Below are 26311 nucleotides of genomic sequence, written 5' to 3'. Positions count from 1 at the left end.
AATTGTTACAAAAAAACTTGATATTTGTAATAATTGAGGTATAATGGGAGTCAGAAAGATAAAGAGGTGATCTTATGAAAAAATCAATCTTCCGTTGGAGTGCCGCTGTTCTGGTGGCTGCTTCACTTGGTCTAGCTCTCGGTGGTTGTGGTGCTAAGGATAAAAAGACAGCTTCCTCCTCCGCAAAAGTATCTACCAGTAAGGTAGAGAAAAAAACCAAAAGTAATAGCAAAAAGAGTGCAGCATCTTCTGCTCAAGCAAAAGATACAGCTAGCTCTTCAACTCAAGCCAGTAGCGCGACAGGTACAAAAGACTCTAGTAAGACCGAGAATGCGTCTGCTACGACGCAAGCTACTGTCCCTGCAGAACTAGTGGGAACTTGGGTAGGATCTAGTCCACAAGCGGATGCGATTAAAATGACAGTGGATGCCAATGGAAATGTGACAACAGTGGTAAGCTTCAAAAATGACAGCGAACCGACTCGGACGGCGACCTATACGGCAAGAGCCGTCCAAGCAACTGGAAATATCTACTATTGGAATGTTGAAGGCTTTGATGGGGCTGATGCCTTGCTCCCTGGGATCACAGGCTTAGGTGGAGCAAACTTCCGATTTGAGCCTGGTTTTGTCTTAGAAGAAGGACACTATACACCGATTGTTTTCACAACGGATCTCAATACAGAATTTGACTATACTAAATACAATGATTTCCGCTTTTCATTAACCAAAGAACAATAAAAAGACGAACTCGATGGAAAATCGAGTTCGTTTCAGATTGAAGACAAAGTCCTCTTAAAAACTTTCCTTAAGTGAGTACGGACGTCAGCGAACTTCGTAGAAGTTCCATGACTAATTATTGAGCCAAAGGTCTCAATAATTCCGAGTGCCTGAAACAAAAAGTTTCAGGCACTTTTCTCACAGCGGAAAGTTTCGGCATTTTCTTGATTCATTCTAAGAATTGGACCACATTTATATTTCTTTGTAGAATTACTTAACTTATTTTACTTTAAAATAGTTTGTCATCATTCTAAGACGAGCTCGAACAAATCGAGTTCGTTTTTTAGTAATGAGGGCTTCCTGCTACCCAACCGGTACAGAGGGCGGATGTGATATTAAAACCGCCTGTATGGGCATTGATATCGAGGACTTCTCCTGCAAAGTGGAGCCCAGGAACTAGCTTACTTTCTAGGGTTTTAGGATTGATTTCTTTGAGGCTGACGCCACCCTTGGTTACAAAGGACTTAGCTAGAGACATCTTCCCAGTGACAGGAATAGGCATCTCTTTGATTTTTTGAATGATCTCTTCTGTCTGAGTAGGAGTGAGTTGCTTGGCTTTTTCAGGGAATTCTTGCACCAAGAAATCAGCTAACCGTTCAGGAAGAAGGGTTTTGAGGCTATTTTTAATGGACTTTTCTCGATGCTCTTCTAGAAAGTCTTTTAACGCTTGAGAAGAGGTAGTCGGAAGGAGGTCCAGAGATAAGATTTCCCCACCTTTAACAAAGCTAGACATCCGAAGGGCTGCAGGGCCAGAAAGACCGAAATGCGTAAAGAGCAGGTCATGGGTGATGATGTGTTTGCCGTAGCTGAGGGTCACATCTGTCAGAGAGATCCCTTGGAGGGCCTTGTGTGGGAAGTCTGTCAAAAGAGGACTTTCTGCCGCTTCGAGATCGGTGATGGTGTGTTTGAAGTGGCGGGCAATTTCGTGTCCGTAGCCAGTAGAGCCGGTAGAAGGATAGGATTTGCCCCCAGTTGTGACAATCAGCTTGTCAGCTGTCCATATTTTTTCAGCAGATTTGACGATGAAGACGTCTTCTGGCTTGGTGACAGAGACCACTTCACAGTTGGTGGCAATGCTAGCACCAAGCTCGAGGATCTTATTTTCTAAGGCTTGAATAATGGTGCGAGATTGATCACTAACAGGAAAGACCCGACCATGGTCTTCGACTTTTAGTTTGACGCCATTATCGGTGAAAAATTGGATGATATCATGATTATCAAATTGGGAAAACACACTGTAAAGAAAACGGCCATTTCCAGGGATACCGGCCATCAAATCGTCTAAGGTACCGTTGTTCGTGACATTACAGCGGCCTCCTCCGGTACCTGCAAGTTTCTTACCTAGCTTTTTATTTTTTTCGATCAGTAGCGTAGGTTGGCCATAAGAGGCGCTGGCAATGGTCGCCATCATACCTGCTGGGCCACCACCGATGACAATGGTGTGAAAATGAGTCATGTCGTTCTTCCTTCTCTTGTTTCTTTCATGATTTGCTTTGTCCATTATATCATTTTATGGACGGCTTCGGAAATGAAGGAATCAAAAAACAAGCACCTTTCGATGCTTGTTTTTGAATGATTCTTTGATCAACTCATTACATGATTCCAAGGAAGTAACGGATGAAGAAGAAGGCAAGGACAGCACCAACAAATGGGGCAGTACCTGGTACAAGAAGACCATATTGCCAGTCGTTGTTTACTTTATCTTTGATTGGCAAGATTTGGTAAGCGAAACGAGGTCCAAGGTCACGCGCTTGGTTCATCGCGAAACCTGTAGTACCACCAAGACCCATACCGATAGCCCAAACGATCAAACCAACAGTGAATGGAAGCATTGCTTCGTTGGCATGTTCAGCAGCCATGATAGATGTCAAGAAGATAAATGTTGCGAACGCTTCGACGAAGTAGTTACGTGGAAGGTTACGGCAGTTAGGGTTTGTAGAGAAGATGTTACGGATAGCAACACCATCAATTTGACCTTCAGAAATCTTGAAGTGGTCAGCATACATAAAGTAAGCAATCAAAGCTCCAAGGAAGGCACCGATCATTTCAGCGATTGCAATTGGGAAGAATTGAGCGATTGTCAATTTACCAAGAAGGACTTTAAGCAAAGCCATTGCAGGGTTCATTGAAACGCCGCCAAAGACAAACAAGCAGACAGTGATACCGAATGCCCATGTAGTAATCGCAAATAAGTGTCCAGTTCCAGCATATTTTGTTTTCTTCAAAACGTCGTCACAGTGTACGCCAACCCCGAAGATAATCATCAAAGCTGTACTCATAACTTCTGCAAGTAATTGATGTGTCATGTTAATAAATGTCTCCTAAATTAATAAATATATTTTTGTAATTGGTGATAAACTTCTTGAATCGGCAACTGCATCTCCTTAGCAATACGCTGACAGTCTTCGTATTCAAGAGTCTTCTTAGTGATGGATCCGTACTGATTGATTTTAACCGTAACGGTACCAAATTCTGTATCGATTTGTTCAAATCGACGTTGCATGACCTTGCGGTCAACTTGTTGGTATCGAAAACCAATGGTACTGGTTTCTTTGAACAAGAGGGTTGAAAAATCTTCTAGCTGGCTAGTTTGAATCAAAAGTGTTAACTCAAAACCAGGACGATTCTTTTTCATAACGATGCTACGATAGTAGATATCCAAAGCGCCAGCTTCCAAGAACCGATTTAGAATATAAGCCAGTTGTTCTGGTGTTTGATCATCAATCGTTGTAGTTATTTCAACGATGCGATCATCGGTGTGATGGACGATGGTCGTGCTATGTGAGGAGTCTTCCATCAATAGCGAACCGCGTAAAGCATTGAATTTTCCGGTATCTCTTTTACCAAAGCCATAGCCGACACTTTGGATGGCAAAGTGGGATGGGATCGGTTCAAAGATTGGTGACAATGCTTTAAGGAGGGCTAACCCTGTCGGAGTAATCAACTCCGTTTTAACTGCGAAGTCTTGAGTAATCGGAATAGTCGTTCCTTTTCTCAACTGCATCACAGCGGGAACCGGAACAGGCATTTCTCCATGGGCAACTGAAATGGTCCCACTTCCCTCAGTGAGAGGAGTAGAGTAAACTGTATCGATACCGAGCGATTCCACTAGGATGAAAAAGCTAACGATGTCGACAATGGAGTCAATTGCACCAATTTCATGGAAATGAATCTGTTCGACAGGCATGTTATGCACAGCTGCTTCGGCCTTTGCGATATCAAGAAAGACTCCAAGACTTTTTTCTTTCACAAAAGGACTCAACTGTGAAGCGGCAATCAAATCGTGGATATCCGCATAACTGCGAGCATCCGCGTGGGAATGGTGATGATGGTGTTCATGATCGTGATGATGTTCGTGATCATGATGGTGTTCGTGATCATGATGATGTTCGTGATCATGATGATGTTCGTTATCATGATGATGTTCATGATCATGATGATGTTCATGATCGTGATGGTGTTCGTGATCGTGATGATGTTCGTGATCGTGATCGTGATCGTGATCAAAATCACCTTCAATCCCCGTATCTTTCTCCCCGTGGTGAAGGTGAACATCGAAATCAGTTCCCCAAATTGCGCTTTTTGCGACGCGATGAACGTGGAGGTGAAAACCATCCACTCCCATTTTTTCGAGTTCTGTGTGAAGAAGTTCGACATCTGCCCCAAGGTCCACAAGAAGACCGTTTAGCATATCGCCACTTATTCCAGAAAAAGGTTCTAAAAATAGACTGGTCATCAGTTTTCCTTTCGATTGAGGTTGAGTCGGTTGATCATACATGCTGAATAAGCTGCACCAAATCCATTGTCAATATTGACGACGGTGACTCCAGAAGCACAAGAGGTCAACATACTCATCAAGGTCGTTAGCCCTTGAAGGTTGCTTCCGTATCCAATACTAGTCGGAACGGCAATCACAGGCACATCCACAAGACCTCCAACGACACTGACAAGAGCTCCTTCCATACCAGCAATCACGATGATCACACTGGCCTTTTGGATCTCTTCTAAGCGATTGAAGAGGCGATGGATGCCGGCGACTCCCACATCATAGATTCGGTGAACCGAATGGCCAAAGGTTTCTGCAGTGACTGCAGCTTCTTCTGCAACAGGAACATCACTTGTCCCTGCTGTGACGACCGCAATGTAGTGTTCAGGATCGGCTTCTTCTTTTTTAGAGTTGAGAACGAAGCAGCGAGCTTCTGGATAATAGTGGCCAGTCGGAAAGCGCTGAGAAAGAGCCTCTCCCTTTTGGAGAGAGACCCTTGTTGTGAGGATCGGCAATTCTTTTTCTGAAAGAAATTGCAGGATCCCTTCAATTTGCTCAACTGTCTTTCCTTCGCCGTATACGACCTCAGGGAAGCCGTTGCGACGTTGCCGGTCAGTATCAATTGCTGCATACCCTAGTTCTTTAACCCCGTTGATTTGCTCAAGCGCATCCTCTACTGAGAGATGACCTGCTTGCAAAGAACGGAGTGTCTGTTCTAGATTGGGTTGAAAATCCATGTTTGATTCTATTCAACAACGACAGAAAGTCCGTCGCGGATAACTGTTACTTTAGCATCTTTTCCTTCACGAGCAAAGGCTTTTTCAAGCGCTTCGTCAAATGAAGTTGCAAGTTCCATATGCATACCTTTGATCAATTCAGGATCTACAAGGTCAGATACAAAGATAACATGGTGGTGTACCAAAATACGTGCCAAGATTTGAGAAGTCCATTGGTCTGGGACAGTCTCTAAACGAGGTGTATTGATGGCTTGTTCCAAGAATTCTTTTGGATCTTCTACGTCAGCAAGGTTGCGATAGAAACCTTCTCCACCGTGACCGTCTGCACATCCAGCCACCATGATGATTGTTCCGCCTTCTTTGTTAGAAGCTTCGGCTGCAGTCATCCCTTTAACAGCTTGGTAGATGTTTTGGTCAAGTGGGAAACCACCGTTTGTAGAAATTGTGATGTCGCTTTCGATCTTAGACACACGTGCCAAGTCTGCAACGAAGTCACAACCTACTTTGTGGGCTTCAACCATGTCCCCAGCGAAAGATCCGATGATGTGTTTTTCGCCGTCCAATACAACATTGACGATGAAGGCCAAGTTTGCAGTACGAGCAGCGTAAAGCATATCTTCGTGGATTGGGTTGTGGTCAAGGTTACCAGTACGTGCCTTATCAGAATTGATGAAGTCACCTGAGTGGTTCGCCATGATAGTTTTGTATGAAGCGATACCTGGAAGGACTGATTTACGTCCACCTGAGAATCCAGCGAAGAAGTGAGATTCGATGAATCCTTCTGCTATCAACAAGTCAGCTTCAGCAGCGATTTTGTTGATGATACAGTCACCACCTGAAGGGAGTTGTCCAATTTTAACCATGTCATCGTCGTTTGTTGAAATGTGCATAACGATTTCTTCATTGTCAACGATTTCTTGGCCGTATTTATTGATCAATTCTTCACGAGTTGAAGGACGGTGGAAACCAGTAGCAACCAAGATACGCACGCGTGCATCAGGGTTAACTGAGCGAATACGACGCAAAATGATTGGAGTGATGATGTGAGAAGGAACGGGACGAGTGTGGTCAGAACTGATCAACACGATGTCTTTTTTGCCTTTAGCAAGTTCTTCCAAAGTTGGGCTGCCGATAGGGTTGTCCATTGAACGTTCAACAGTTTCTTCTTCAGACAGTGGGTTATGGAAGTTTTCCGCCTTAGACTCTAACAATCCTGCAAAGTTTTCATCTGGAATCTTTGCAACAATCGATTTTTTGTCGTACGGTAATTTAATTTCTACCATTATTTGCGATCTCCTTTATTAATACTGATACTTATAGTATAATTCTTTTTAAAAAGAGGTGTGCACCAATTGATGTCAACAAATGTTAACTATATTGTTTAAGAACAGGTGTATCATTAGTGTGATTTCAAGAAAGAGCAGATGGGGAGGAAAAACCGTCGTGAATTCAGAATTTTTAGTGAAATTTTTGGAAGAGAGGCGAACGCCGATCGTCAAGAAAAAATACCATAGTTACCTCTCCTATCGTGGGATCAAAGAGGATTACATCTACATCTTGAAAGAAGGTGTGGTCAAGACAAGTGTCATCATGCGTGATGGGCGTGAGTTTAACTTTTCCTATCTAAAAGCCATTGACATTGTCTCTTTGATTCGTGATGAGGTGTCCAACTATACAGACTCACCTTTCAATGTGCGAGTGGAGACAGAAGAAGCAAGTTTTTATCGTATTCCTCGGGTCAAGTTTTGGAATTTTGTCAAAGAGCATAAAGAGCTGCAGGACTATGTGAGGGACTATTATCGTAATAAACTGTCTGAAAGTATGGAGTCTCAGCAGTATATGATGATGAATGGTAAAAAAGGGGCGGTTTGTTTTCATTTGCAAAAACTAAGCAGTTTGTTTGGTGTGGAGCAAGAAGACGGCTTCTTGATTAATTTCAACATTACCAATGAAGATATTGCCGGTTTTTGTGGGATTTCGACGCGAAACAGTGTCAATCGCATTCTCAATGAATTAAAACGAGAAGGTGTTTTGGATATTCGACAGCAAAAGATCGTGATTTTGGATAATGAACGGATTGAAGAATTTATCGGAAGGGAGCTATTCTAAGATGGCAACAGAAGCACAAATCAGAAAAGAAAAAGAAGAAAAATTACAAGATATTTTACGAAAAATCGGAAAGGTAGCCGTTACCTATTCAGGTGGGATTGACAGCTCTTATCTCTTGAAGGTGGCCTTGGATACCTTGGGACCTGACAATGTTATTGCGGCCGTCGTGAACTCTGAGATGTTTTCAAATGAAGAATTCGATCTAGCGCTCGACTTGGCCGATCAGCTAGGAGCACCTGTGCTTGGACTGGAAATGAGAGAATTGAGTGATCCACGGATTGCTGCCAATACGCCCAATATTTGGTATTACACCAAACAATTGATGTACCAAACTATTAAGGAGTCAGTTACAGAACTGGGCTTTAAGCAATTGGTGGACGGTATGATTATGGATGATATCGACGATTTCCGCCCTGGTATCAAGGCTCGGGACGAAGCGGGTGTCCGCAGTGTCTTGCAAGAAGCCGGCCTCTATAAGACAGAAATTCGTCAATTGGCCAAGGAAAGAGGGGTCTCCAATTGGAATAAGGTGCCATCTTGTAGCGTTGCCTCACGCTTCCCATACGGGGTGAAAATCACTTCAGAAAATGTGCAACGGGTTTTTGAAGGGGAAGAGTTCCTTGTAGGACTTGGCTTTGAGCAAGCCCGTGTGCGTGTGCATGGAGACTTGGCGCGCATCGAAGTGGAAGAAGACCATCTGCTTGAAGCCATCCAACTGCATGACAAGATCAATGACTACATGAAAAAAATCGGATTTACCTATGTAGCCTTGGATTTGGCTGGATATAAATACGGCCGGATGAATGATTCATTGGATGAAAAAACAAAAGAAAAAATTATGGCAGGTTAAGCAATGAAGGAAGTGATAAGGTTCTGGTTTGAAGAGTTGAAGCCAGAGGATTGGTTCAAAAAATCAGACGCACTGGATCAAGAAATGCGCGTGCGCTTTGAAGAACTTTATTGGAAGGCCAGTCGTGGAGAATTGTTCAGCTGGCGCGCTTCCGCCCAAGGGCGCTTGGCAGAGATTTTGCTTTTGGACCAAATCCCTCGGAATATTTTTCGAGGGACGGCCCAAGCCTTTATGACCGATTCGCTTGCCTTGGTCTTGGCCCAAGAAGGCCTAACACAAGCTCAAGAATTACCAGTTGTACAAAGAGGCTTTTTCTACATGCCCTTTATGCATTCGGAATCTTTAACCATTCATGAAGAAGCTCTGCGCCTATTTGATCAACCGGGCTTAGAAAAGCGTTTGAAGTATGAGAAGATGCACATGGACATTCTTCAACAATTTGGGCGTTATCCACATCGGAATGCCATCTTAGGACGGCCTTCGACCAAGGAAGAAGAGGAGTATTTGAAAGAACATTCTGGCTTTTAAGGGAAGATGAGGCCCACAGATTTCAAAACTCTTTTCTCTCTTCATGAAATTGCCTGAAACAGCAGGCATGATGTCAGAGTTCCCTCACCTAGGCTTTTCCAAGCGTCTAAAAAATGGTATAATGAACTGTAAATTTCAGAAGTTGGAAGGAATGTCATTACTATGATGAATATGCAAGACTTAATTTAAGATTCTTAAAGTCTTGTTATTTATCAAAATACTGGTATTAAGGGATTTCGCATCCGTTTAAATCAATAAATTATAGATGTGTTACAGTATATTGGACAGTAAATGGACAGTGACAGAGTGTTTGAAGGAGAGTAAAAGAGGCCAAAGTGCCTCTTTTATTATAAGAAATTGATACTTTTATTGTATAACTTGTTATTTTTTAGTTTTATCATAAATTCATACTTTAATAACAGTCTCTATCCTTTAGGTGAAAATACCGATTTTATGGTATAATAAGGATAACTCTATATAAGGAGGTGTGCCATGACTCTTGATGTAAATAAAGAAGAATTAACAATTTTAGGGATTCCCTTTGATAACTTTTCGGATTTTGATACTGTCTGGTATGCTATTGGGTCATCAATGATTGAAAATTATGAACCTACTGTTCAAGATGTGATTGATTTAAAAACTTATGTTATCAACAGACGAAAGGAATTGAATATTGGTTAAAAATCAATACGAAGGATATGAGTACATTGACCCCAATCATCAATATACCTATCCAAATTCTACAGTCTTAATCAACAAACAAAATGTTACAAATATTGAAGAAGCCTATCGGAATGAGCATTTATTCGTTACTAGAAGGCTTGCAGACTTACGCTTGAAAGTCATTGAAGTCTACTCCATTAGTGATATTTTAGCCATTCATAAATATTTATTTCAAGATGTCTATGCTTGGGCGGGACAATTTCGCAAGGTGAATATCTCAAAAAATGGGAATCCTTTTATGTCAATACAATCTTTCAGTACTGCCCAAGCTTATATAAACCGCCTTATTCATACCTATTATCAAACTGCTAATTCAAAAGATGAGATTATTAAACAATTAGCAAAAATTCTTGATAATCTTAATTATTTCCATCCCTTTCGAGAAGGAAATGGACGAACTCAACGAGAAGTTATTCGTTCCTTAGCACTATCAAAAGGATATTCTGCACAAATACGAGTGGAACAAGATGATGAAGTTTACAACCTTTATATGGACGGAACTGTCTATGGAGACTTAGGGAAGCTAGAAGAATTATTTGGTAAAATATTAAAAGAAATATAGATTGTAATACTTGATAATTACAGAGGTGAAATAGGGGTTTACTACACGTCAATAGACGTTAAAAACCTTGATTTAAAGCGATTTTTGAAATTCTAAATTTCACTACATTGCAATAGAAATCAACCGAATCACTACCTTTTTTGAAATAAAAATAATGATTCGGATATTTAAAAGAAGAGGAACTTTAGTGTGAAGCTCCTCTTTTTGTTATTTGTTCTTTTACTTATAAATTGTAATACCTGTTTTGAACACCTCATATTTGAATGAATTTCAATATATGCTTAATATCAATGTTTCCACATGTTTTTAAGAAAGAAATATTTCATCTAATTTGAATAACTTTCAATTGAATGGTGTAGCTAATTATCGAAATATTCTTTGAAACAGGGTTTAAAATATTCAATACTCCTAATGGGCTAAAAGATAATAACAAGTTATTTTAGTCTAATAAACTTCTTGAAATCAGTTCTCCTAAACCACTAACAAAATGATCAAACAAGAATTTAGATTTAGAAACTTTTCAAACTTTAAGAAGCACGCTTTCATGTCCCCGACATCAAAAAAGAAAGGACAAACATATCCTTCCTCGTTGTTAAAATTTTCGTCCCGCACTACAGTTAACAAACATATTAAGATTAGTAGTGAGGAAGTTTCCGACTGGAGAGAGTACTCACTACTTTATCTTATCATGAAAATAATTCAATTTTTTCTTAGTTCAATGACTTGATCGTATCGACTTTCATTATCAATATGGTGAGCAATTTCTAACACCATCATCGGTAGTGAGAAAATCAAGTCTCGAACCATCTGGCTATTTTCTACGTCAAGAGCTGCAGTTACCTCATCTGCTAATAAAATATCCTTTTTACGAAGAAGGAAGCGGGCTAGTTCAATCCGGACTCGTTGTCCGCCTGAAATATTTTCTCCGTTATTAGTGATTACAAAATCAAGTCCATCAGTTAGTTCATGGTCGAGTTTGACCTGTCTCAAAACAGTCTCCAATTCTTGATCTGAAAACTCTTGTCCCAAACTAAGATTGTAGCGAACAGTATCATTAAAGAGAAAAGGATGCTGGCTGATGATACCTACCTGACGAATAAAATAACTTGTTTTTGCTCCATCCCTTGTCCGACAAGTAATCGTCCCATCATCCGCCTTTTCTTCCCCTGTGATCATTCGAAAGAGGGTTGATTTCCCACAGCCACTTGGACCTTTGATGAGAACTTTTTCCCCTTGTTGAATGGCTAGATTAAGATCGCGTATAATCTCTCTACCGTTATAAGATTTACTTAAATGAGAAATTTCTAGTTCTTCTACTTGTGAGATCGAATGATTGTCCGATTCACTATTATCTGCTCGATTTAAAATCCCGAAAATCTTTTCTGCCGTTGTTTTGGCTCCTTGTACTTCAACCACATCATACATGATATTTTGTATAGGACCTACCAGTTGACCAGCGGCAATATACATAGCAACCAGGCTAGCCACTGAAACATGATGACCATGCATGGCAAGGAAGAACCCCAATACCAAGGGGAGTACTTGGCTAAGAAAGACCATGAAACCATTACAAAAGAAAACAATATTATGGGTAAAAGCAAACTTTTGAATGGCTCGTTGATAACGAAGATTGATATTCCAGACGCGCTGAGAATTTTCAGGCAAGGCTTGATTCATCCGCAAGGTTTGAGCCCCTCGAATACTATCAGAGATTTGGTTATGAACGGCTGTTCTTCCCTGAGACATTTCATCCCCTGAATTCTTTAGCTTATTATTCATCAAGAATTGTGGAATGGGACGTAAGATTGTGAAGAAAACAAAGATAGAACCCAATAAAACATTTTGGGCAATGATATAGATCGCCGTAATCAGTGCTCCAAATCCCCAGCATGAAATAGACATATAGCGTTCAAAAAAGTTATCTCCTAGAAATTCCATATCCTGTGTCAGCATGGTAATCTTTTCATCTTCACTATATTCTCTGTCTTCCATTAACTTATGAAATAATGCCGTTCGGATATTCATGTGAATTTCACGTCGAAAGACATTATTTGCATGATTACAAAATAACATAAGACTATACAAAGAGAAATAGACAGAAAAACCAAAGAGGGCAAATTTCCAAATAGAGGAATAGGTAAGGTTATTTTGATCTATCGATAGTGCTTTGGCAACAACCAAGGGTTGCCCTAATGCGAGACCCCCATTTGCCAGTGCTCCAATAATGGTTAGGTATTTTGTTTTTTTATCAAGATATTTAAAGATATTAATCATAAATCTCTCCTAGAAAATAGAACCCTATGGTTGAGAAATATCAGATGTAATCATTAAATCTTATTACATATTATTCTTTGTGATATATTTTACATGCTCATTATACATCTAAGAATAAGTCTGGTCAATGAATATTCAAAAAATTAGAAATGATTAAATCTTTAATAACTAATATTTTAAGTTAAGGCTTTGAATATGCTCTACTTGTCTGTCGGATGAAAATTTGCTTTAGTCAATCTTTACAGAAATGAAATAAAAAGCACCCCCAAAGAAAGATATGAAAACATCTAACTCTAGGAGTACTGCTCAGTTTTGAGCCTTTTTTTATTCATCAAAAAATCCGGATAAGTCCAAGCCTCCGAAGGGGTTGGTAGAGAAGTTCTCTTGCTCTTCAAGGAGGGTGCGACCTTGATCAAATTCGAGGAATTGTTCGTAGACAAGAGCTGTCATGCGGGCGTCTTCTAAGCTATCGTGTGATTTTCCTGCGACTCCCAAAAATTCTGCAACAGTGTGGAGTTGGAGATTTTTAATGCCATGGAGATCAGATGGACGACGTTCGAAAGCCTCGTCAAAGACATCGACAGCGTACTGGTCTTCTAGATCCAGCCCATTTTCAAGTAGGATGGGAAGGTCGCTCTTTTTGGCATTGTATCCGATCAAGGGCTGATCTCCAACGAAGGCCTTGAATTCGCTGAGGACCTGCTCTAGTTGTGGAGCATTTTGGATCTTGTCCTGGGTTATGCCAGTCAGGCCGTTAATAAAGCTTTTTAGAGGCTTATCGGTGTATACGTAGGAGTCGTAGTGGTCGACTTCTTTACCGTCCGTAAAACGTACGGCAGACACCTGGATGATCTGATAGGCGCCTTCGTATTGGTTAAATTCGAGATCAAAGGCGATATAATCTTCTAATGCTTTCATGGGAAATCTCCTGTGGTAGAAAAGAAAAGGGACTGGTAGGATCCAGCCCCGGATTATCGACGGAAAACGCGTGCCCAGAAACCTTTGCTTTCTTGCTCTTGAACTTTTTCATTGGCTTGTTCGAGTTCAAGTTTCAAGGTATCGCGGTCGTTCATTGCTTGTAAAGTCAATTGTTGTTGTTGGTCCAATTGCTTGTCTTTTTCAGCAATTTGAACGTCTTTCACGCGCAACTGTTCATCTTTCTTAGCGAGTTGCTCGTCTTTGGCTTTGAGTTGCTCGTAGAGACGGACGATTTCAGCATTTTTTTCATCCACCAAAATTTCCATCAATTCGCGTTGTTTCACATCATCGCTGACGGGCTCATCTTCAAAAATGGTTTTTTTGTAGATTTCTTCGAGCTTGATCAAGCCACTACGGGTTACAACGGTAACCCCTTTTTCGTTCTTTTGTGTATCTTCTGGAGCCAGCGCCTTGACACGGTTATTGACCGCCTGGCGGCTGACTCCTAAAATTTCAGCAATTTCGCTGACAGTTTTTTCAATCGCCATAACTTCCTCTAATATCTTTTTCTATGAAATACTCTATTAGATAGTAACATAAGTAGGCTAAGCTGTCAAATGAAGGAAAGAAAGGCTACGCCTTGATACCACGATTAGTGGGCCTCTGTCATTTCAGGAAGATGGAGGCTTGATTGTGCTAAGTCAATGGTGAGTTGGTAATCGGTTTGATCACGCACAGTGATTTCAAAGTCCGTCGTGTAAAGGACCAAGCGAAGAGTTGTACCTTTTTCGAGCTTGTAGATGGTTGGTTGGAGATCAAAGTCAAATTCCATCCACTCGCCTGGTTTTACGGCCTCAACCTCTAAGAGGTCATGCCGGTTTTGGAGGTTGAGATAACCTTTCGAAATCACTCGTTGGCCCGCTTCCTTAAATGGCAACTCGGTCAAGTTGTCTAGCATATGGTAGCGACCGTTATCCAGCGTACGGACCGATAAGACTGCAGGATAGGGTTGGAGGTATTTCTTGCTTCCAAGCTCTAAGAGTTGGGCTGAAAGCAGGCCTTTATTGGTGCTGGAGTGAAGTCGCAGGTGAAGGCGAGCTTTCCCATTGAGGTGTAGGTCTTCTTCGATTGGAAGGTCAATGGTCACTTGTTGGGCCTTATCTTGGTAGAGGTCCGTTAAGAAGGTCGGATAAGCCTTGCCATAGCGCTCATAATCTTCTGTCTCGTAGCGGTTTTGGATGACTTTTTCGTCATCTCCCAGGGGGAAGGTTCGCTTTCTTGTTTGGTTGCCAAAATCATCCAAGGAAGTCCAACTTTGTTCTCCTGTATTGTCCTGCCAGATAACAGCAGGCAATTCATAGCTTGAATCGTAGCCCAGTAATTTTTTAGAAAGTAGGGCGTTCATGCTTTCGCGGAAGTCAATGGATTGCCAGTTGTTGAGGTAGACATGGGCACCATTGTGATAGAAGAGGTGTTTCTTGATGCTTGCTGGAAGAGCCTGGAACATATTAAAGACGTGAAGGGGTTTGACGTTCCAGTCTTGGGAGCCATGGGTAAAGACCACCTCTGCCTTGACCCGATTTGCGTTTAAGAGATAATTGCGATCGTGCCAGAACTGATTGTAGTCTCCGAAAGCGCGTTCCAGCTCTTTTTTGACGCGATCAAGATCGGCTTGGTGGGCCGCATTGTGATGTAAATAATCCCCACCTAGAAGGTTGCGCGAATAGGTCAATTCGGCAAGGGAGTCAAAATCTTCACCTGGATAGCCACCAGGACTTGTCACGAGACCATTTTCGCGGTAATAGTTGTACCAAGAAGAGATCCCTGCTTCTGCAATGATGACTTCTAGGCCGTCCACACCTGTGGTCGCAAGACCGTTAGACATGGTTCCAAGGTAGGAGATCCCGGTAGTTGCGACCTTTCCATTAGACCAGTCGGCTTTGACTTGACGCTGGCGTGTGTGATCTGTAAAGGCCCGGCAACGGCCATTGAGCCAATCGATGACATTCTTGTAGGCTTCGATTTGTTGGTAATTTCCATTGGTCATCAGCCCTTGCGAATCTTTTGTCCCCACTCCAGATACATAGAGATTAGCGTAGCCGCGTGGAAGCAAGTAGTCATTGAGGGTATAGCTGGAGTTGATATGGGTTAGGAGCTCTTCGGCCTCCTCTACCTCTTCAGCTTGACCGACAGGTTCGACTACTGTTAATTGAGGTTCTTCTAGTTGAATGGTATGAGGTTCTTTGACTTCCAGGTCGACATTCATATTGTAGAGGGCCTTGTCGCTGGCCTTGTCGTTAGTTCCTTGGTGATAAGGACTTGCGGTCATTACAGCTGGAATCTTGCCTTCATAGCGAGGACGGATGATGCTGACCTTGACCAAGTCTGGCAGGCCATCCTTGTCGGTATCGACCCGGCTTTCGACATAAACGACCTCACGGATAGCATCTTGACTAGTAAAGGTTGCGAGGCTCTTGCCATTAAAATAGTGATACTGGTTGGTCTCAGGAATCAAACCATCGCTGACCAACTGATCAATTAGTAAATTCCCTTTGACTGTTCGAGTATTGAGGAGGTGATAGAGGTTTTCAACCAAGTTTCCATACTCAATCGGAAATTGGACTTCTTTCAAGAAGCTATCCGTATCTTCAAAATCAATAAAATAGTGGAAACCGAGCAACTGGAGAGCTACTGTGTAAAAAATGTTCGGAGACCATTCGCAGTCAGATTGGATATACGTTAAAAAGTCTGTTTTAGAATCCACCACTAGGTTAGAGAGGGGATAATCTGTATCTTTATAGGTGAAGTAAACCTTGCGGACAAACCATTCAAACAGTTCTTTTTCTGGGAGGTGGGTGGGAAGGTCAAACCCAATTTCTTTTAGTTCCTTAAGAATGTCTTTTTGGTCAACAGATAGATAGCTATATTGATTGTATTTCATAGACTGCTCCTTTTATCAGTTTCTTTTTTCTTTACTTCTTATATTATACTTGATAAAATAGTATTTGTCTAAAGACCTTTCGTCTATAAGGAGAAGGAATATTGAAAAAAATATCTTTTGAACAAGTTGCAAGAAGACGGACCTTATTGTTTGGGGTTCTTGCCGTCATTTTTGGGATTCTCATTTTTCGAAACGGCGTTGGTTTCACCAAATTTTCCTTGGATCTATTAGCCATTTACTTTTTAGTTGATGGACTAGGAAGCTTTCTTCTTCGCTTTTTGTTACGTAGCAAGTCTATTTCCTATAGCCACTCTATTTGGTTTATTTTTCTTTCACTTGCGTTGATCTGGTTGAATCGACTGAGTAGTCTGCCCGTAAACTTAGTTGTGATTTGTTTAGGGGCATATCAGTTGGGGAGTGCCATTGTCTATGGGATCACATTTTGGCTTTATAAGGCCAATCGGGTAAAAGGAGGCTGGCTCTATTTATGGGATGCGCTTTTAAACGGTGGGCTTGGTCTAGCAACTGTCTTGGAACCTGGTTCAGATGGGCACTTCCAATTTATCCTCTTGGGGGCTTATCTGGTCTTGTTGGGGATTTCTAATATTCGAGATGGTATTTTATTTGACAAAGACCAACAAGGCCAAGAGTTAAAACGTCGCTTTCGTATTAGCCTACCGGTTATCTTTGCAGCCTTTATCCCTGCTAAGGAGTTAAAACGGTTTAACCAGTTTCTTCAAAAAGGGAGCTCGGCGGGACACACAGGCCCTTATCGATTGGTGAAAAAAGAAGAAGAGGCAAGGGAATTAGAAATTTTGGTTCATACTTCTGACAGCAACTTATTTGGAGCGATTGGGCATGTAGATATTTGTTATCAGGGGAAGGTCATTTCTTACGGAAGTTACGATCCCTTTTCAGAGCGTCTATTTGGGACGATTGGGGATGGCGTACTGTTTAAAGTGGATAAGGAACCATACATCGAACTATGTAAAAAAGAGAGTCAAAAGACGCTGTTTGGCTACAGCCTATCCCTTACCGAAGAAGAGAATCAGGCAGTAGAGAAGCGTCTAGCTGAAATTGATCAGTTGTTAGAACCTTGGGATCCACCTAGGAGGTTACTGGAAGACGGTCAGCCGACCTACGCTTACAAATTGAAATATGATTTAGGGGCTGAGCTATATAAATTTACTTCTTCGCGTTTTAAATCTTACTTTGTTCTGTCTACTAATTGCTGCCTGTTAGCAGATTCCATTGTGGGACAGGCAGGAACGGCTGTATTAGATGTGCGTGGAGTGATTGCACCAGGGACCTATCAGGATTACTTAGAATACGAATTTGAAGCTCCAAACGGGCGGGTCCATACACGAACAGTATACTAAAAAAAGAAAGACAGATTTTTATTTTTGAAAAATCTGTCTTTTTTGCACAAGATTTCTTGTAAAAAGCCAGAAAATCTTTTACAATAAAAAGTGCTTGGAGGAAAGTATGACAGCAAATCAGATCGTAAGAGTGATCCCAGTCTTGAAAGTGAATAACCGAAATGTCAATCAACGCTTTTATGAAGAGACATTGGGAATGAAAGTATTAGTGGAAGAAGGAGCTCTCCTATCTTTAGGAGATGCCTCAAAAGTAGAGAAAATTGTCTTAGAAGAGTCACCGAGTATGCGTTCGCGTAAGGTCGAAGGTCCAAAGAAATTGGGTCGCATCGTGGTGAAAGTGGCACAAGCTCAAGAAATTGATTATTTGTTGGCCCGCCAGCCAGAAACAAGCGCCCTTTACCAAGGAGCTAATGGTCGCGCCTTTGAAGTTGTGTCTCCTCAAGGAGATACCATTTTCGTGCATGCTGAAGAAAATCTTGAAAGCCTAGAACCGTTGGAGAAAGCGCCTCTTGTTGACGTGCCAGAAGATTTCAAAGGTTTGACCAGCTTTGATGTGGACTTTCTTGAGGTCAATGTGGCCGATTTTGCTGAGGCTGAGAAGTTCTATAGCAACTTGCCAGCTTTGGCCCACTTTATCCATTTGCAGGAAGCTCAAGGAGAAGATCTCCAAGTGGAGAACAAGGTGACTTGGGATTTGAGCATGATCAAGGTCGAATTGGCATCTTTTGATGTGGAAGTCGTGAAAGAACGCTTGGGAGAAACTGTCGATTTTGTGCACCGTAAGGGAACTTTCTTGATTGCCAAAGATCCAAGTCAGATTGAACTCTGGTTTGAAGCCAATCAAGATCAGGTCCATATTTCTTATGAAGAATAAGAATGGAGTGATGAGCGTGAATGCAATCATCGAAAAAATTACCGAACAAATCCAAGAAGGCATCTATCCAGGTGCCTCTCTTGCGCTTTACCGCAAGGGTCAGTGGAGTGAGCACTATCTGGGACTAGCGGATCCTGAAAAAGGAGAGTCAGTAGTGGCTGACCTGGTCTATGATTTGGCCAGTGTCAGTAAGGTCGTCGGAGTCGCTACCATCTGTGCCTTTTTGTATGCGAAAGGGGAGCTTCCACTCGATCGCCCCTTTAAAGAGCTTTACCCGCGTTTTGCTCATGAGAAGACGACCATCCGGGAACTCTTGACCCATACTTCTGGGCTCGATCCTTTTATCCCCAACCGGGATCAATTGGATGCGAGACAGTTGAAAACAGCTCTTGAAAATTTGCAGTTGAAAGAAGACAAGAGTTTTCATTACACCGACGTCAATTTTCTTCTGCTGGGCTTTTGGTTAGAAGACAGGTTTCACCAGCCCTTGGATCGTTTATTTGAAGAGCTGATCTTTACACCTTGGAAGATGACAGAGACACGGTTTGGACCGGTCGAAAAGGCGGTGCCAACGGTCCGTGGCCTTGCTTCTGGAAGTGTTCATGATCCCAAAGCGAGAGTATTGGGCTGTCATGCGGGAAGTGCTGGACTTTTTTCAACTGTTGCTGATCTAGAGCGCTTCTTAGAGCATTATCTGAAGGATGATTTTGCGCGTGACTTGTCTCAGAATTTTGCGCGTGAAGAGGGCAAGACCCGCGCTCTCGGATGGAATCTAGAGGGTGACTGGTTGGATCATACGGGCTATACTGGAACCTTCATCATGTACAATCGAAAGAGGCAGGAAGCTGTGATCTTTTTGTCTAACCGGACCTATGAGAAGGACGAACGGGCCCAATGGATCTTAGACCGCAACTCTTTGATGGACTTGATCAAACAAGAATGTGAAAAATAGAAATGGATGGCTGGGATGACGGATCCCGGCCTTTTCTTGTCTGTCCATAAGAAGGAGCTCTTCTGGGTGATTCATTTTTGGACTCCGTCTTAGGTTGGATTTCCTTCAAAAGCATCGCTTTTTTGGCTGATTTATATTAAAATAGTAATGACCTTAGTAGAGCGAGATGAATATGCATAAAGAGATAGGCGTCGGAAAGGCGCATAGTAAAATTATCTTAATTGGAGAGCATGCGGTGGTTTATGGTTATCCGGCTATTGCCCTGCCACTCCATCATATCGAAGTGATCTGCCAGATCATCCCGGCAGACAGTCCATGGATTTTGTTTGAAGATGACACATTGTCCATGGCGGTTTTTGCGTCTCTTGAGCACCTCGGGATTCGTGAGGCCCGGATTCGCTGTCGGATTCAGTCTATGGTACCGGAAAAACGGGGGATGGGGTCCTCTGCGGCGGTCAGTATCGCAGCTATTCGTGCAGTTTTTGACTATTATCAAGAGGAGCTGGACGATGAGACCTTAGAAATCCTGGTCAATCGAGCAGAAACCATTGCCCATATGAATCCAAGCGGTCTGGATGCCAAGACTTGTCTGAGCGATCAAGCCATTAAATTCATCCGGAATGTCGGCTTTTACCCGCTGGAGCTGGGTATAAAAGCGAGTTTGGTGATTGCGGATACGGGGATTCACGGCAATACCCGTGAGGCGATTCAAAAGGTTGAAGCTAAAGGGCAGGAAGTTTTGTCCCATTTCCATGAGATTGGTCAGTTGACCCAGCAGGTAGAAGCGGCTCTGAAAGAAAAAGATCTCATTGGCCTTGGGCAGGCTCTTACAGCTTGTCATGACCACTTGAGAGCCGTTGGTGTCAGCTGTAAAGAAGCAGATCACCTGGTCGCCGTTGCCCTTGAAAATGGGGCCTTAGGGGCTAAAATGAGTGGGGGCGGTCTTGGAGGCTGTGTGATTGCCCTCGTCAAGGATTCTCGTGAAGCAGAAACCATTGCCCATGCATTAGAAAAAGAAGGAGCGCACCATACATGGATCGAAAACCTGTAAAGGCTAAGTCCTATGCCAATATCGCGATTATCAAATACTGGGGAAAAGAAGATGCCAAACAGATGGTCCCTTCGACCAGTTCGATTTCGTTGACCTTAGAGAATATGTATACAGAGACCAGTCTCTCTCCCTTGCCAGCAGATGCGACTGCGCATGAATTTTACATCGATGGGGAATTCCAAAATCCAGCTGAGCAAGCCAAAATTGGAGCTGTGATTGATGGCTTGAAGCCAGCAGATGAAGCAGGATTTGTTCGGGTGGATACCAGCAACAACATGCCAACCGCCGCAGGCTTGTCCTCTAGCTCGAGCGGGCTCTCTGCTCTCGTCAAGGCTTGTAATCGGTACTATGATTTGGGCTTGACCCAGGAGGAATTAGCTCAAAAAGCCAAGTTTGCTTCGGGCTCTTCTTTGCGGTCTTTCTTTGGCCCTTTAGCAGCCTGGGACAAAGAAAGTGGAGAAATTTATAAGGTCCAAACAGACCTAAAACTCGCGATGATCATGCTGGTCCTCAATGACAAGCAAAAGCCTGTTTCCAGCCGCGAAGGGATGAAACGCTGCATGGAGACTTCGACTAATTTCAAAGAATGGATCGAAGAGTCTCGACAAGATTATAAGGACATGCTGGGCTATCTAGTTGCCAATGATTTTGAACGGGTCGGTCATCTGACAGAGCGCAATGCCCTTGCTATGCATGCGACGACTAGAACAGCCACTCCAGCTTTTAGCTACTTGACAGAAGAAAGCCATAAAGCTATGGACTTTGTCCGTGAGCTTCGCGCTGCAGGCCATGCTTGTTACTTTACTATGGATGCAGGGCCGAATGTTAAGGTTCTCTGTTTAGAAGAAGACTTGGATCAGCTGGTACCTTTATTTGATGCCCGCTATCGGACCATCGTATCTAAGACAAAGGACCCTCAAGATGAAGACTAAGTATCAGGTACAGACTGGAGGCAAGCTCTATCTAGCTGGAGAATACGCAGTGCTAACGCCTGGCTATGGAGCCGTGATTCAGTTTATTCCCATTTATCTGTCAGCTACTATCCAAGAATCTAGAAGCTATCAGCTAGTCTCAGATCTCTTTGGTTACCAGGTGGATTTGACCCCAAATAAGGACTACGCCTTGATTCAAGAGACCATTCAGCTTATGGAAAAGTGGCTGAAAGATCAGGGGATAGCCCCTAAACCGTTTGATCTTCACCTAAGAGGGACGTTGGGCGAAGAGAGGAAAAAGTATGGGATTGGTTCCAGCGGAAGTGTGGTCTTGCTCGTGATCAAGGCCGTGGCTGCTCTGTATGAGTTAGACTTAAATCCAGATCTGCTCTTTCGACTAGCAGCAGTGGTCTTGGTGCAAAGAGGGGACAATGGTTCCATGGGCGATTTGGCTTGTATTGCCTACGAGGACTTGATTTATTACCAATCCTTTGATCGGACTTGGTTGCATGAAGTCTTAACTTTTCAGCCCCTTTCACAAGTTTTAGACCTGGATTGGAACTACCAGATCCGCTTGATCCAGCCAGCCATCTCTTATGATTTTCTGGTTGGTTGGACCAAGGAACCAGCGATTTCAAGTGATTTGATCCGCCAGGTCAAGGGAGCGATCAAGGAAGATTTTCTTCAGGAGAGCCAGAGTGCAGTGAAGAATCTTGAAAAAGGCCTCCGTGAAGGGAACCAAAAGGAAATTGAGACCAGTATCAAACGTGCCGATAAGAATCTAAAGTCTTTGAACCCTTTGATCTATACCCCAGCTCTAAAAGAGCTGCAAGAAGCGACAGAGGGGCTTTCTGCCTGTGCCAAATCCAGTGGTGCTGGAGGAGGCGACTGTGGAATCGCCCTTAGTTTTGACCCAGTTGAGACTCAGACCTTGATAGAGCGCTGGAAGGAAAAGAATATTGAAGTCATTTACCAAGAAAGGATGGGAGATTCGTGAGCGAAAATCGAAAAGACCAGCATATTCGCTATGCCTTGGAGCAAAGCTCCTCCTATAATAGCTTTGATGAGATCGAGCTGATTCACCGATCCCTCCCCCTTGTGGATCTAGCGGAGATTGATTTGACAACCCATTTCGCAGGGCGTGATTGGGAGGTCCCTTTTTATATCAATGCTATGACAGGCGGGAGTAAACGGGCCAAAGAGATCAATCAAAAGTTGGCAGCAGTAGCCGAAGCCTGTGGGATTCTCTTTGTGACTGGCTCTTACAGCGCAGGGCTGAAGGATCCGAACGATCAATCGTATGCGGTCAAAAAAGACCATCCTCATCTTCTTTTAGCAACCAACATTGGCATCGATAAAGAGCCAGATTTGGGCTTGCGGACAGTGGAAGAGCTACACCCCCTCTTTCTTCAAGTCCATGTGAATCTGATGCAAGAGTTGCTCATGCCCGAAGGGGAGCGGATTTTCCACACTTGGAAAGACCATCTCAAGAGCTATGGGCAGGGCTTTCCAGTGCCTGTAGTCCTGAAGGAAGTTGGCTTTGGTATGGATCCCAAAACAGTTCAGGCAGCGCTAGATGCTGGGATCAAAACCGTCGATATTTCTGGTCGTGGTGGCACTAGTTTTGCCTATATTGAGAATCGTCGTGGTGGCAATCGCGCTTATCTGGATGATTGGGGACAGTCAACGGCGCAGTGTCTCTTACAGTTACAGGATCAGATAGATCAGGTTGAGGTCCTAGCAAGTGGGGGCATTCGTCATCCCCTTGATATGGTCAAGGCCTTGGTCCTTGGAGCACGTGGCGTAGGACTTTCCCGCGTTTTTCTTGAGATGGTAGAGACTAAGAGTATTGAAGAAGTAATCGTCCTTGTCCAAGGCTGGAAAGAAGACCTCAGATTGCTCCTTTGTGCGCTCGGTTGTCAGAACCTGAAAGAGCTCCGTGAAGTCGACTATCTCCTCTATGGAAAATTGTGGCAAGCGAATCAACAGAGAAAATGAAGAAAAATCATTTTAGAAACTTTCCTTAGGTGAGTACGGACGTCAGCGAACTTCTACGAAGTTCCATGACTTAGTTTTGAACCTAAGGTTTCAAAACTCCCGAGTGCCTGAAACAAAAACGTTTCAGGCACTTTTCTCACAGCGGAAAGTTTTCGTATATTATGATTCATTTTGAAAATTAGAACTCTTTTATAGTTCTTTGAAGAATCACTTAACTTATTTTACTTAAAAATTAGTTCCTATTCGTTTAGGATTGGCAAAATAAGCCAATTCTTTCTTTTTTTTAAAAAGTGTTCTCCTCAAAAATTCTGATAGTTTACGAATTGTTTACGGTTGCTGGAATCGCTTGCAAAATAGGCTTGTAAAAGAGTATACTAAATAAGGAAAAACATTTTTAAAAAGGAGTTTAGGATGAAGAAGCACTATTTTCGATCAGCTGTAGCAGCCTTGCTTCCGCTTTTGTTGATTGCTCAACCTGTTGAGGCTTGTACAGGGTTCATCATCGGGAAGAAACTGACGGCCGACGGTTCGACCTTGGTAGGGCGTACCGAAGATTTAGAACCCAACCATAATAAAAATTTTGTGGTCAGAGAGCGTGTCTACAATAAAAAAGGAGCCATTTTTGAAGATGCTGCCAACGGTTTTCAATATCCCTTGCCAGAGATTAGCTATAAGTATACAGCGGTCCCGGATGTCACCCCTGATCAAGGGATTTTTGACGAAGCAGGATTCAATGAATATGGAGTTTCCATTTCTGCCACTGTATCTGCTTCAGCAAATGACAAGATCCAAAAGGTGGATCCCTATGTCAAGGATGGCCTCGCAGAATCGGGCTTGACCAGTATCGTTCTCCCAAGTGTGAAAACCGCAAGAGAAGGGGTTGAACTCATTGCTAAAATCGTCGAAGAAAAAGGCGCTGCAGAAGGAAATATTGTGACTATTGCCGATAAAGAAGGCGTCTGGTATATGGAAATCCTATCTGGCCATCAATATGCAGCGATTCTCTTCCCAGAGGATCGATTTGCGGTCTTTCCAAATACTTTCTTCTTAGGGCATGTCGATCTGTCAGATACCGAACGCACGATCGCCTCAAAAGATCTTGAAAAAGTCGCCAAAGAAGCCAATAGCTATAAGGAAGTGGACGGAAAATTCCACGTTTCTCAATCCTATAATCCGCCTTTGCAAGAAGCAGATCGCTCACGGGTTTGGTCGGGAATCAAATCGCTAGACCCAAGCTCTCCTGTTAAATATGACGATGCGTCCTTTGACCTTCTTCATACAACCGATCGAAAATTAACCCTCCGCGATGCTATGAATCTCCAACGCAATCGTTTGGAAGGAACCAAATATAAACCACAGGATCAAATGGAGCTGGATGGAAAAGGCATTCCGAAAAAAGGGGAGTTTGATGCGGTTTATAAATACCCTATTTCCAATCCAAATGTCATGGAGGCCCATATTTTCCAACTGAAAGATGAGGTCCCAGCGAGTGCAGGTGGAGGCACCATGTGGCTGTCGATGGGTAGTCCACGAAATGCTCCATACCTACCCTACTATGGAAATATTCTCAACACCTATCAAGCCTACCAAGAATTAGGGGATCATTACAATGATCGCTCTTGGTATTGGACCATTTCAAGAATCAATGACCTTGTGGCCAAGTATCCAGATTTATTCGAAGATGGGGCGATTCGTACTGAAATGGAACGATTGGAGTCTCAGTGGATGGTCGAACAAGATCTGAGTGATCAGGAACAAATTGCCCTTGCTTCTCAGCCTGAAGAAGCGAGTAAGAAGGCAACAGAGGAAGGAATAGCGAGAGCTGAGAAAACCTTTGAACGCTTGCAAGAAATTAGAAAAGAAGCAGAACAAAAGGTAGCAGATGAACACGGAAAAAGTGCTCTGCAAGATCTAGATGACGAAGAAGATGCTGCTTATGAAGAGAAAATTGATCTGGTTGATTTTGACTATGATTACATTTTAGCAGCAGGCTTGTTCGGAGCAACCCTTCTAGCAATTGTGATCTACCTAATTCGCTCAAAGAAACAAAAGGGAGGAAAACAAGATGACTAAAATTCAAAGAGCCTCGATCTATCTCTTTCTACTATTTGCAGGAATTGGCTTGGAGTTTGAACTCGGTCATCTTTCTCAACAAGAATTTAGCCAGTCTGCAGGCAGAGACTTGGTCTTGAACTTGTCTGTTTTAGCTGCTATTATTATCCCACTCTATCTCTTTTCAAAACGATTGGCCAAGCAGTTGTCTGTCCCAACCTATCTCTTATGGATTGCTATGTTTGGGGGTGCCTTCGTAGCAGGCTGGTTGAGCTTTTCAGGTAATAGCTTGATTGATATTATGAATAGCCATGTGATCAAGGATGCCACTGTCTTTAACAAGTGGACCGATGCCTTGACAGCCCCATTCTCAGAGGAATTCTTTAAGGCTCTGGTTGCCTTTTGGGTAGTTTTGATGGTTGGCAAAAAGGATCTGAAATCGATTCTAATTGCGGGCTTGGGCTCTGGTTTTGGTTTTCAAATCATTGAGGATTTAGGGTACGTTGCCCGCCAAACAAAAACTAGTCAATTAGCCGCCGTTACTGAGGCCATTAATCGTATTTCTGGTGGGTTAGCTTCACACGCCCTCTATACAGCTGTTGTATCCGTTGGTGTCTTCCTCTTGTTGTCTCAAGTGACCCAGCAAAAGGCAAAACTCTTTGGACTCTGGTGTGTTGTCTCGACAGTAGCCAATCACTTCTTATGGAATTCTCCGTTTTATGAAACAGACCATCGGATCAATCTTCTCGTCGGACTGCTCTTTGCCGTCCAAGTAGGGACCTTTATCGAAGTGGTGCTCTATACCAAGAAAAAGCCCGATCTGCCATTTTTAAAACAATAAGAAAAATTTTTCAAACACAAAAGAGAGTGGGACAGAAATCGGTCATTC

Annotated in this window: 24 protein-coding genes; 15 read left to right on the top strand and 9 right to left on the bottom strand. The window is 42.8% G+C overall.

From position 1 onward, the window contains the following. Positions 1 to 74 precede the first annotated feature (74 nt). Positions 75 to 737 (top strand): hypothetical protein, encoded by a 663-nt coding sequence (locus HMPREF2685_RS09785; protein ID WP_049507503.1) that lies wholly within the window; start codon positions 75 to 77, stop codon positions 735 to 737. Between the two features lie 322 nt (positions 738 to 1059). Here HMPREF2685_RS09785 and HMPREF2685_RS09780 read toward each other — a convergent pair whose 3' ends face one another. From HMPREF2685_RS09780 to larA, 5 genes are all read right to left on the bottom strand, one after another. Beyond that, positions 1060 to 2232, bottom strand: a complete 1173-nt coding sequence (locus tag HMPREF2685_RS09780) for an aminoacetone oxidase (protein ID WP_070466626.1) — start codon at positions 2230 to 2232, stop codon at positions 1060 to 1062. Positions 2233 to 2368: 136 nt separating this feature from the next. Continuing rightward, on the bottom strand, positions 2369 to 3082 hold the full coding sequence (gene larD / locus HMPREF2685_RS09775) for a D/L-lactic acid transporter LarD (RefSeq protein WP_024056458.1): 714 nt from the start codon (positions 3080 to 3082) through the stop codon (positions 2369 to 2371). Between the two features lie 20 nt (positions 3083 to 3102). After that, complete coding sequence (larC, locus tag HMPREF2685_RS09770; protein WP_070466624.1) at positions 3103 to 4512, bottom strand: nickel pincer cofactor biosynthesis protein LarC; 1410 nt, start codon at positions 4510 to 4512, stop codon at positions 3103 to 3105. Beyond that, complete coding sequence (gene larB, locus HMPREF2685_RS09765) at positions 4512 to 5279, bottom strand: nickel pincer cofactor biosynthesis protein LarB (protein ID WP_070466622.1); 768 nt, start codon at positions 5277 to 5279, stop codon at positions 4512 to 4514. The genes larC and larB overlap by 1 nt, the downstream gene beginning before the upstream one ends. Before the next feature lie 8 nt (positions 5280 to 5287). After that, entirely contained in the window at positions 5288 to 6562 is a 1275-nt protein-coding gene (larA, locus tag HMPREF2685_RS09760; protein WP_049489292.1) for a nickel-dependent lactate racemase, read from the bottom strand. Between the two features lie 160 nt (positions 6563 to 6722). On the opposite strand from larA, the gene HMPREF2685_RS09755 reads away from it, so the two are divergent. From HMPREF2685_RS09755 to HMPREF2685_RS09735, 5 genes are all read left to right on the top strand, one after another. Then, positions 6723 to 7388 (top strand): Crp/Fnr family transcriptional regulator, encoded by a 666-nt coding sequence (locus HMPREF2685_RS09755; RefSeq protein ID WP_049489291.1) that lies wholly within the window; start codon positions 6723 to 6725, stop codon positions 7386 to 7388. A gap of 1 nt (position 7389) precedes the next feature. Then, positions 7390 to 8238: an ATP-dependent sacrificial sulfur transferase LarE gene (gene larE, locus HMPREF2685_RS09750; protein WP_049489290.1), complete on the top strand. Its 849-nt coding sequence runs from the start codon at positions 7390 to 7392 to the stop codon at positions 8236 to 8238. A gap of 3 nt (positions 8239 to 8241) precedes the next feature. After that, positions 8242 to 8766, top strand: coding sequence for a DUF924 family protein (locus tag HMPREF2685_RS09745; protein WP_021153949.1), 525 nt, complete (start codon positions 8242 to 8244; stop codon positions 8764 to 8766). Between the two features lie 492 nt (positions 8767 to 9258). Then, on the top strand, positions 9259 to 9447 hold the full coding sequence (locus HMPREF2685_RS09740) for a hypothetical protein (RefSeq protein ID WP_014713950.1): 189 nt from the start codon (positions 9259 to 9261) through the stop codon (positions 9445 to 9447). Then, a complete protein-coding gene (locus tag HMPREF2685_RS09735) occupies positions 9440 to 10051 on the top strand; it encodes a Fic/DOC family protein (protein ID WP_070466620.1) in 612 nt (203 codons plus the stop codon). The genes HMPREF2685_RS09740 and HMPREF2685_RS09735 overlap by 8 nt, the downstream gene beginning before the upstream one ends. Before the next feature lie 699 nt (positions 10052 to 10750). Here the strand turns inward: HMPREF2685_RS09735 and HMPREF2685_RS09730 are convergent. From HMPREF2685_RS09730 to HMPREF2685_RS09715, 4 genes are all read right to left on the bottom strand, one after another. Continuing rightward, positions 10751 to 12325 carry an ATP-binding cassette domain-containing protein gene (locus HMPREF2685_RS09730; protein WP_070466618.1) on the bottom strand — a complete coding sequence of 525 codons (1575 nt, stop codon included), beginning with the start codon at positions 12323 to 12325 and terminating at the stop codon, positions 10751 to 10753. Positions 12326 to 12649: 324 nt separating this feature from the next. Further along, complete coding sequence (locus HMPREF2685_RS09725; protein WP_070466615.1) at positions 12650 to 13243, bottom strand: 3'-5' exonuclease; 594 nt, start codon at positions 13241 to 13243, stop codon at positions 12650 to 12652. 53 nt (positions 13244 to 13296) lie between these two features. Then, entirely contained in the window at positions 13297 to 13791 is a 495-nt protein-coding gene (locus HMPREF2685_RS09720; RefSeq protein ID WP_003008835.1) for a DUF536 domain-containing protein, read from the bottom strand. Positions 13792 to 13895: 104 nt separating this feature from the next. After that, a complete protein-coding gene (locus HMPREF2685_RS09715) occupies positions 13896 to 16184 on the bottom strand; it encodes a Xaa-Pro dipeptidyl-peptidase (RefSeq protein WP_070466613.1) in 2289 nt (762 codons plus the stop codon). A gap of 101 nt (positions 16185 to 16285) precedes the next feature. Between HMPREF2685_RS09715 and HMPREF2685_RS09710 the strand changes: the two genes are divergently transcribed. From HMPREF2685_RS09710 to HMPREF2685_RS09670, 9 genes are all read left to right on the top strand, one after another. After that, the gene (locus HMPREF2685_RS09710; RefSeq protein ID WP_023919173.1) at positions 16286 to 17563 is read left to right on the top strand and encodes an HdeD family acid-resistance protein; all 1278 of its coding nucleotides are present in this window, start codon (positions 16286 to 16288) and stop codon (positions 17561 to 17563) included. A gap of 106 nt (positions 17564 to 17669) precedes the next feature. Further along, a complete protein-coding gene (locus HMPREF2685_RS09705; RefSeq protein WP_024055030.1) occupies positions 17670 to 18437 on the top strand; it encodes a CppA N-terminal domain-containing protein in 768 nt (255 codons plus the stop codon). 10 nt (positions 18438 to 18447) lie between these two features. Further along, on the top strand, positions 18448 to 19389 hold the full coding sequence (locus HMPREF2685_RS09700) for a serine hydrolase domain-containing protein (RefSeq protein WP_070466612.1): 942 nt from the start codon (positions 18448 to 18450) through the stop codon (positions 19387 to 19389). Between the two features lie 172 nt (positions 19390 to 19561). Further along, the gene (mvk, locus tag HMPREF2685_RS09695; protein ID WP_009731693.1) at positions 19562 to 20440 is read left to right on the top strand and encodes a mevalonate kinase; all 879 of its coding nucleotides are present in this window, start codon (positions 19562 to 19564) and stop codon (positions 20438 to 20440) included. Then, a complete protein-coding gene (mvaD, locus tag HMPREF2685_RS09690) occupies positions 20422 to 21372 on the top strand; it encodes a diphosphomevalonate decarboxylase (RefSeq protein WP_070466610.1) in 951 nt (316 codons plus the stop codon). Before mvk ends, mvaD begins: the two co-directional genes overlap by 19 nt. Beyond that, the gene (locus HMPREF2685_RS09685; protein ID WP_070466608.1) at positions 21362 to 22369 is read left to right on the top strand and encodes a phosphomevalonate kinase; all 1008 of its coding nucleotides are present in this window, start codon (positions 21362 to 21364) and stop codon (positions 22367 to 22369) included. Before mvaD ends, HMPREF2685_RS09685 begins: the two co-directional genes overlap by 11 nt. Beyond that, entirely contained in the window at positions 22366 to 23370 is a 1005-nt protein-coding gene (fni, locus tag HMPREF2685_RS09680) for a type 2 isopentenyl-diphosphate Delta-isomerase (RefSeq protein ID WP_003008820.1), read from the top strand. The genes HMPREF2685_RS09685 and fni overlap by 4 nt, the downstream gene beginning before the upstream one ends. 411 nt (positions 23371 to 23781) lie before the next feature. Further along, positions 23782 to 25443: a C69 family dipeptidase gene (locus HMPREF2685_RS09675; protein ID WP_070466606.1), complete on the top strand. Its 1662-nt coding sequence runs from the start codon at positions 23782 to 23784 to the stop codon at positions 25441 to 25443. Next, positions 25436 to 26263 (top strand): PrsW family glutamic-type intramembrane protease, encoded by an 828-nt coding sequence (locus HMPREF2685_RS09670; protein WP_070466604.1) that lies wholly within the window; start codon positions 25436 to 25438, stop codon positions 26261 to 26263. Before HMPREF2685_RS09675 ends, HMPREF2685_RS09670 begins: the two co-directional genes overlap by 8 nt. Positions 26264 to 26311: the final 48 nt, after the last annotated feature.

Source organism: Streptococcus sp. HMSC074F05 (assembly GCF_001808725.1).
Taxonomy (GTDB): domain Bacteria; phylum Bacillota; class Bacilli; order Lactobacillales; family Streptococcaceae; genus Streptococcus; species Streptococcus parasanguinis_I.
The sequence above is the reverse complement of the archived record's forward strand: the minus strand, read 5'-3'. Positions and strand labels throughout refer to the sequence as shown.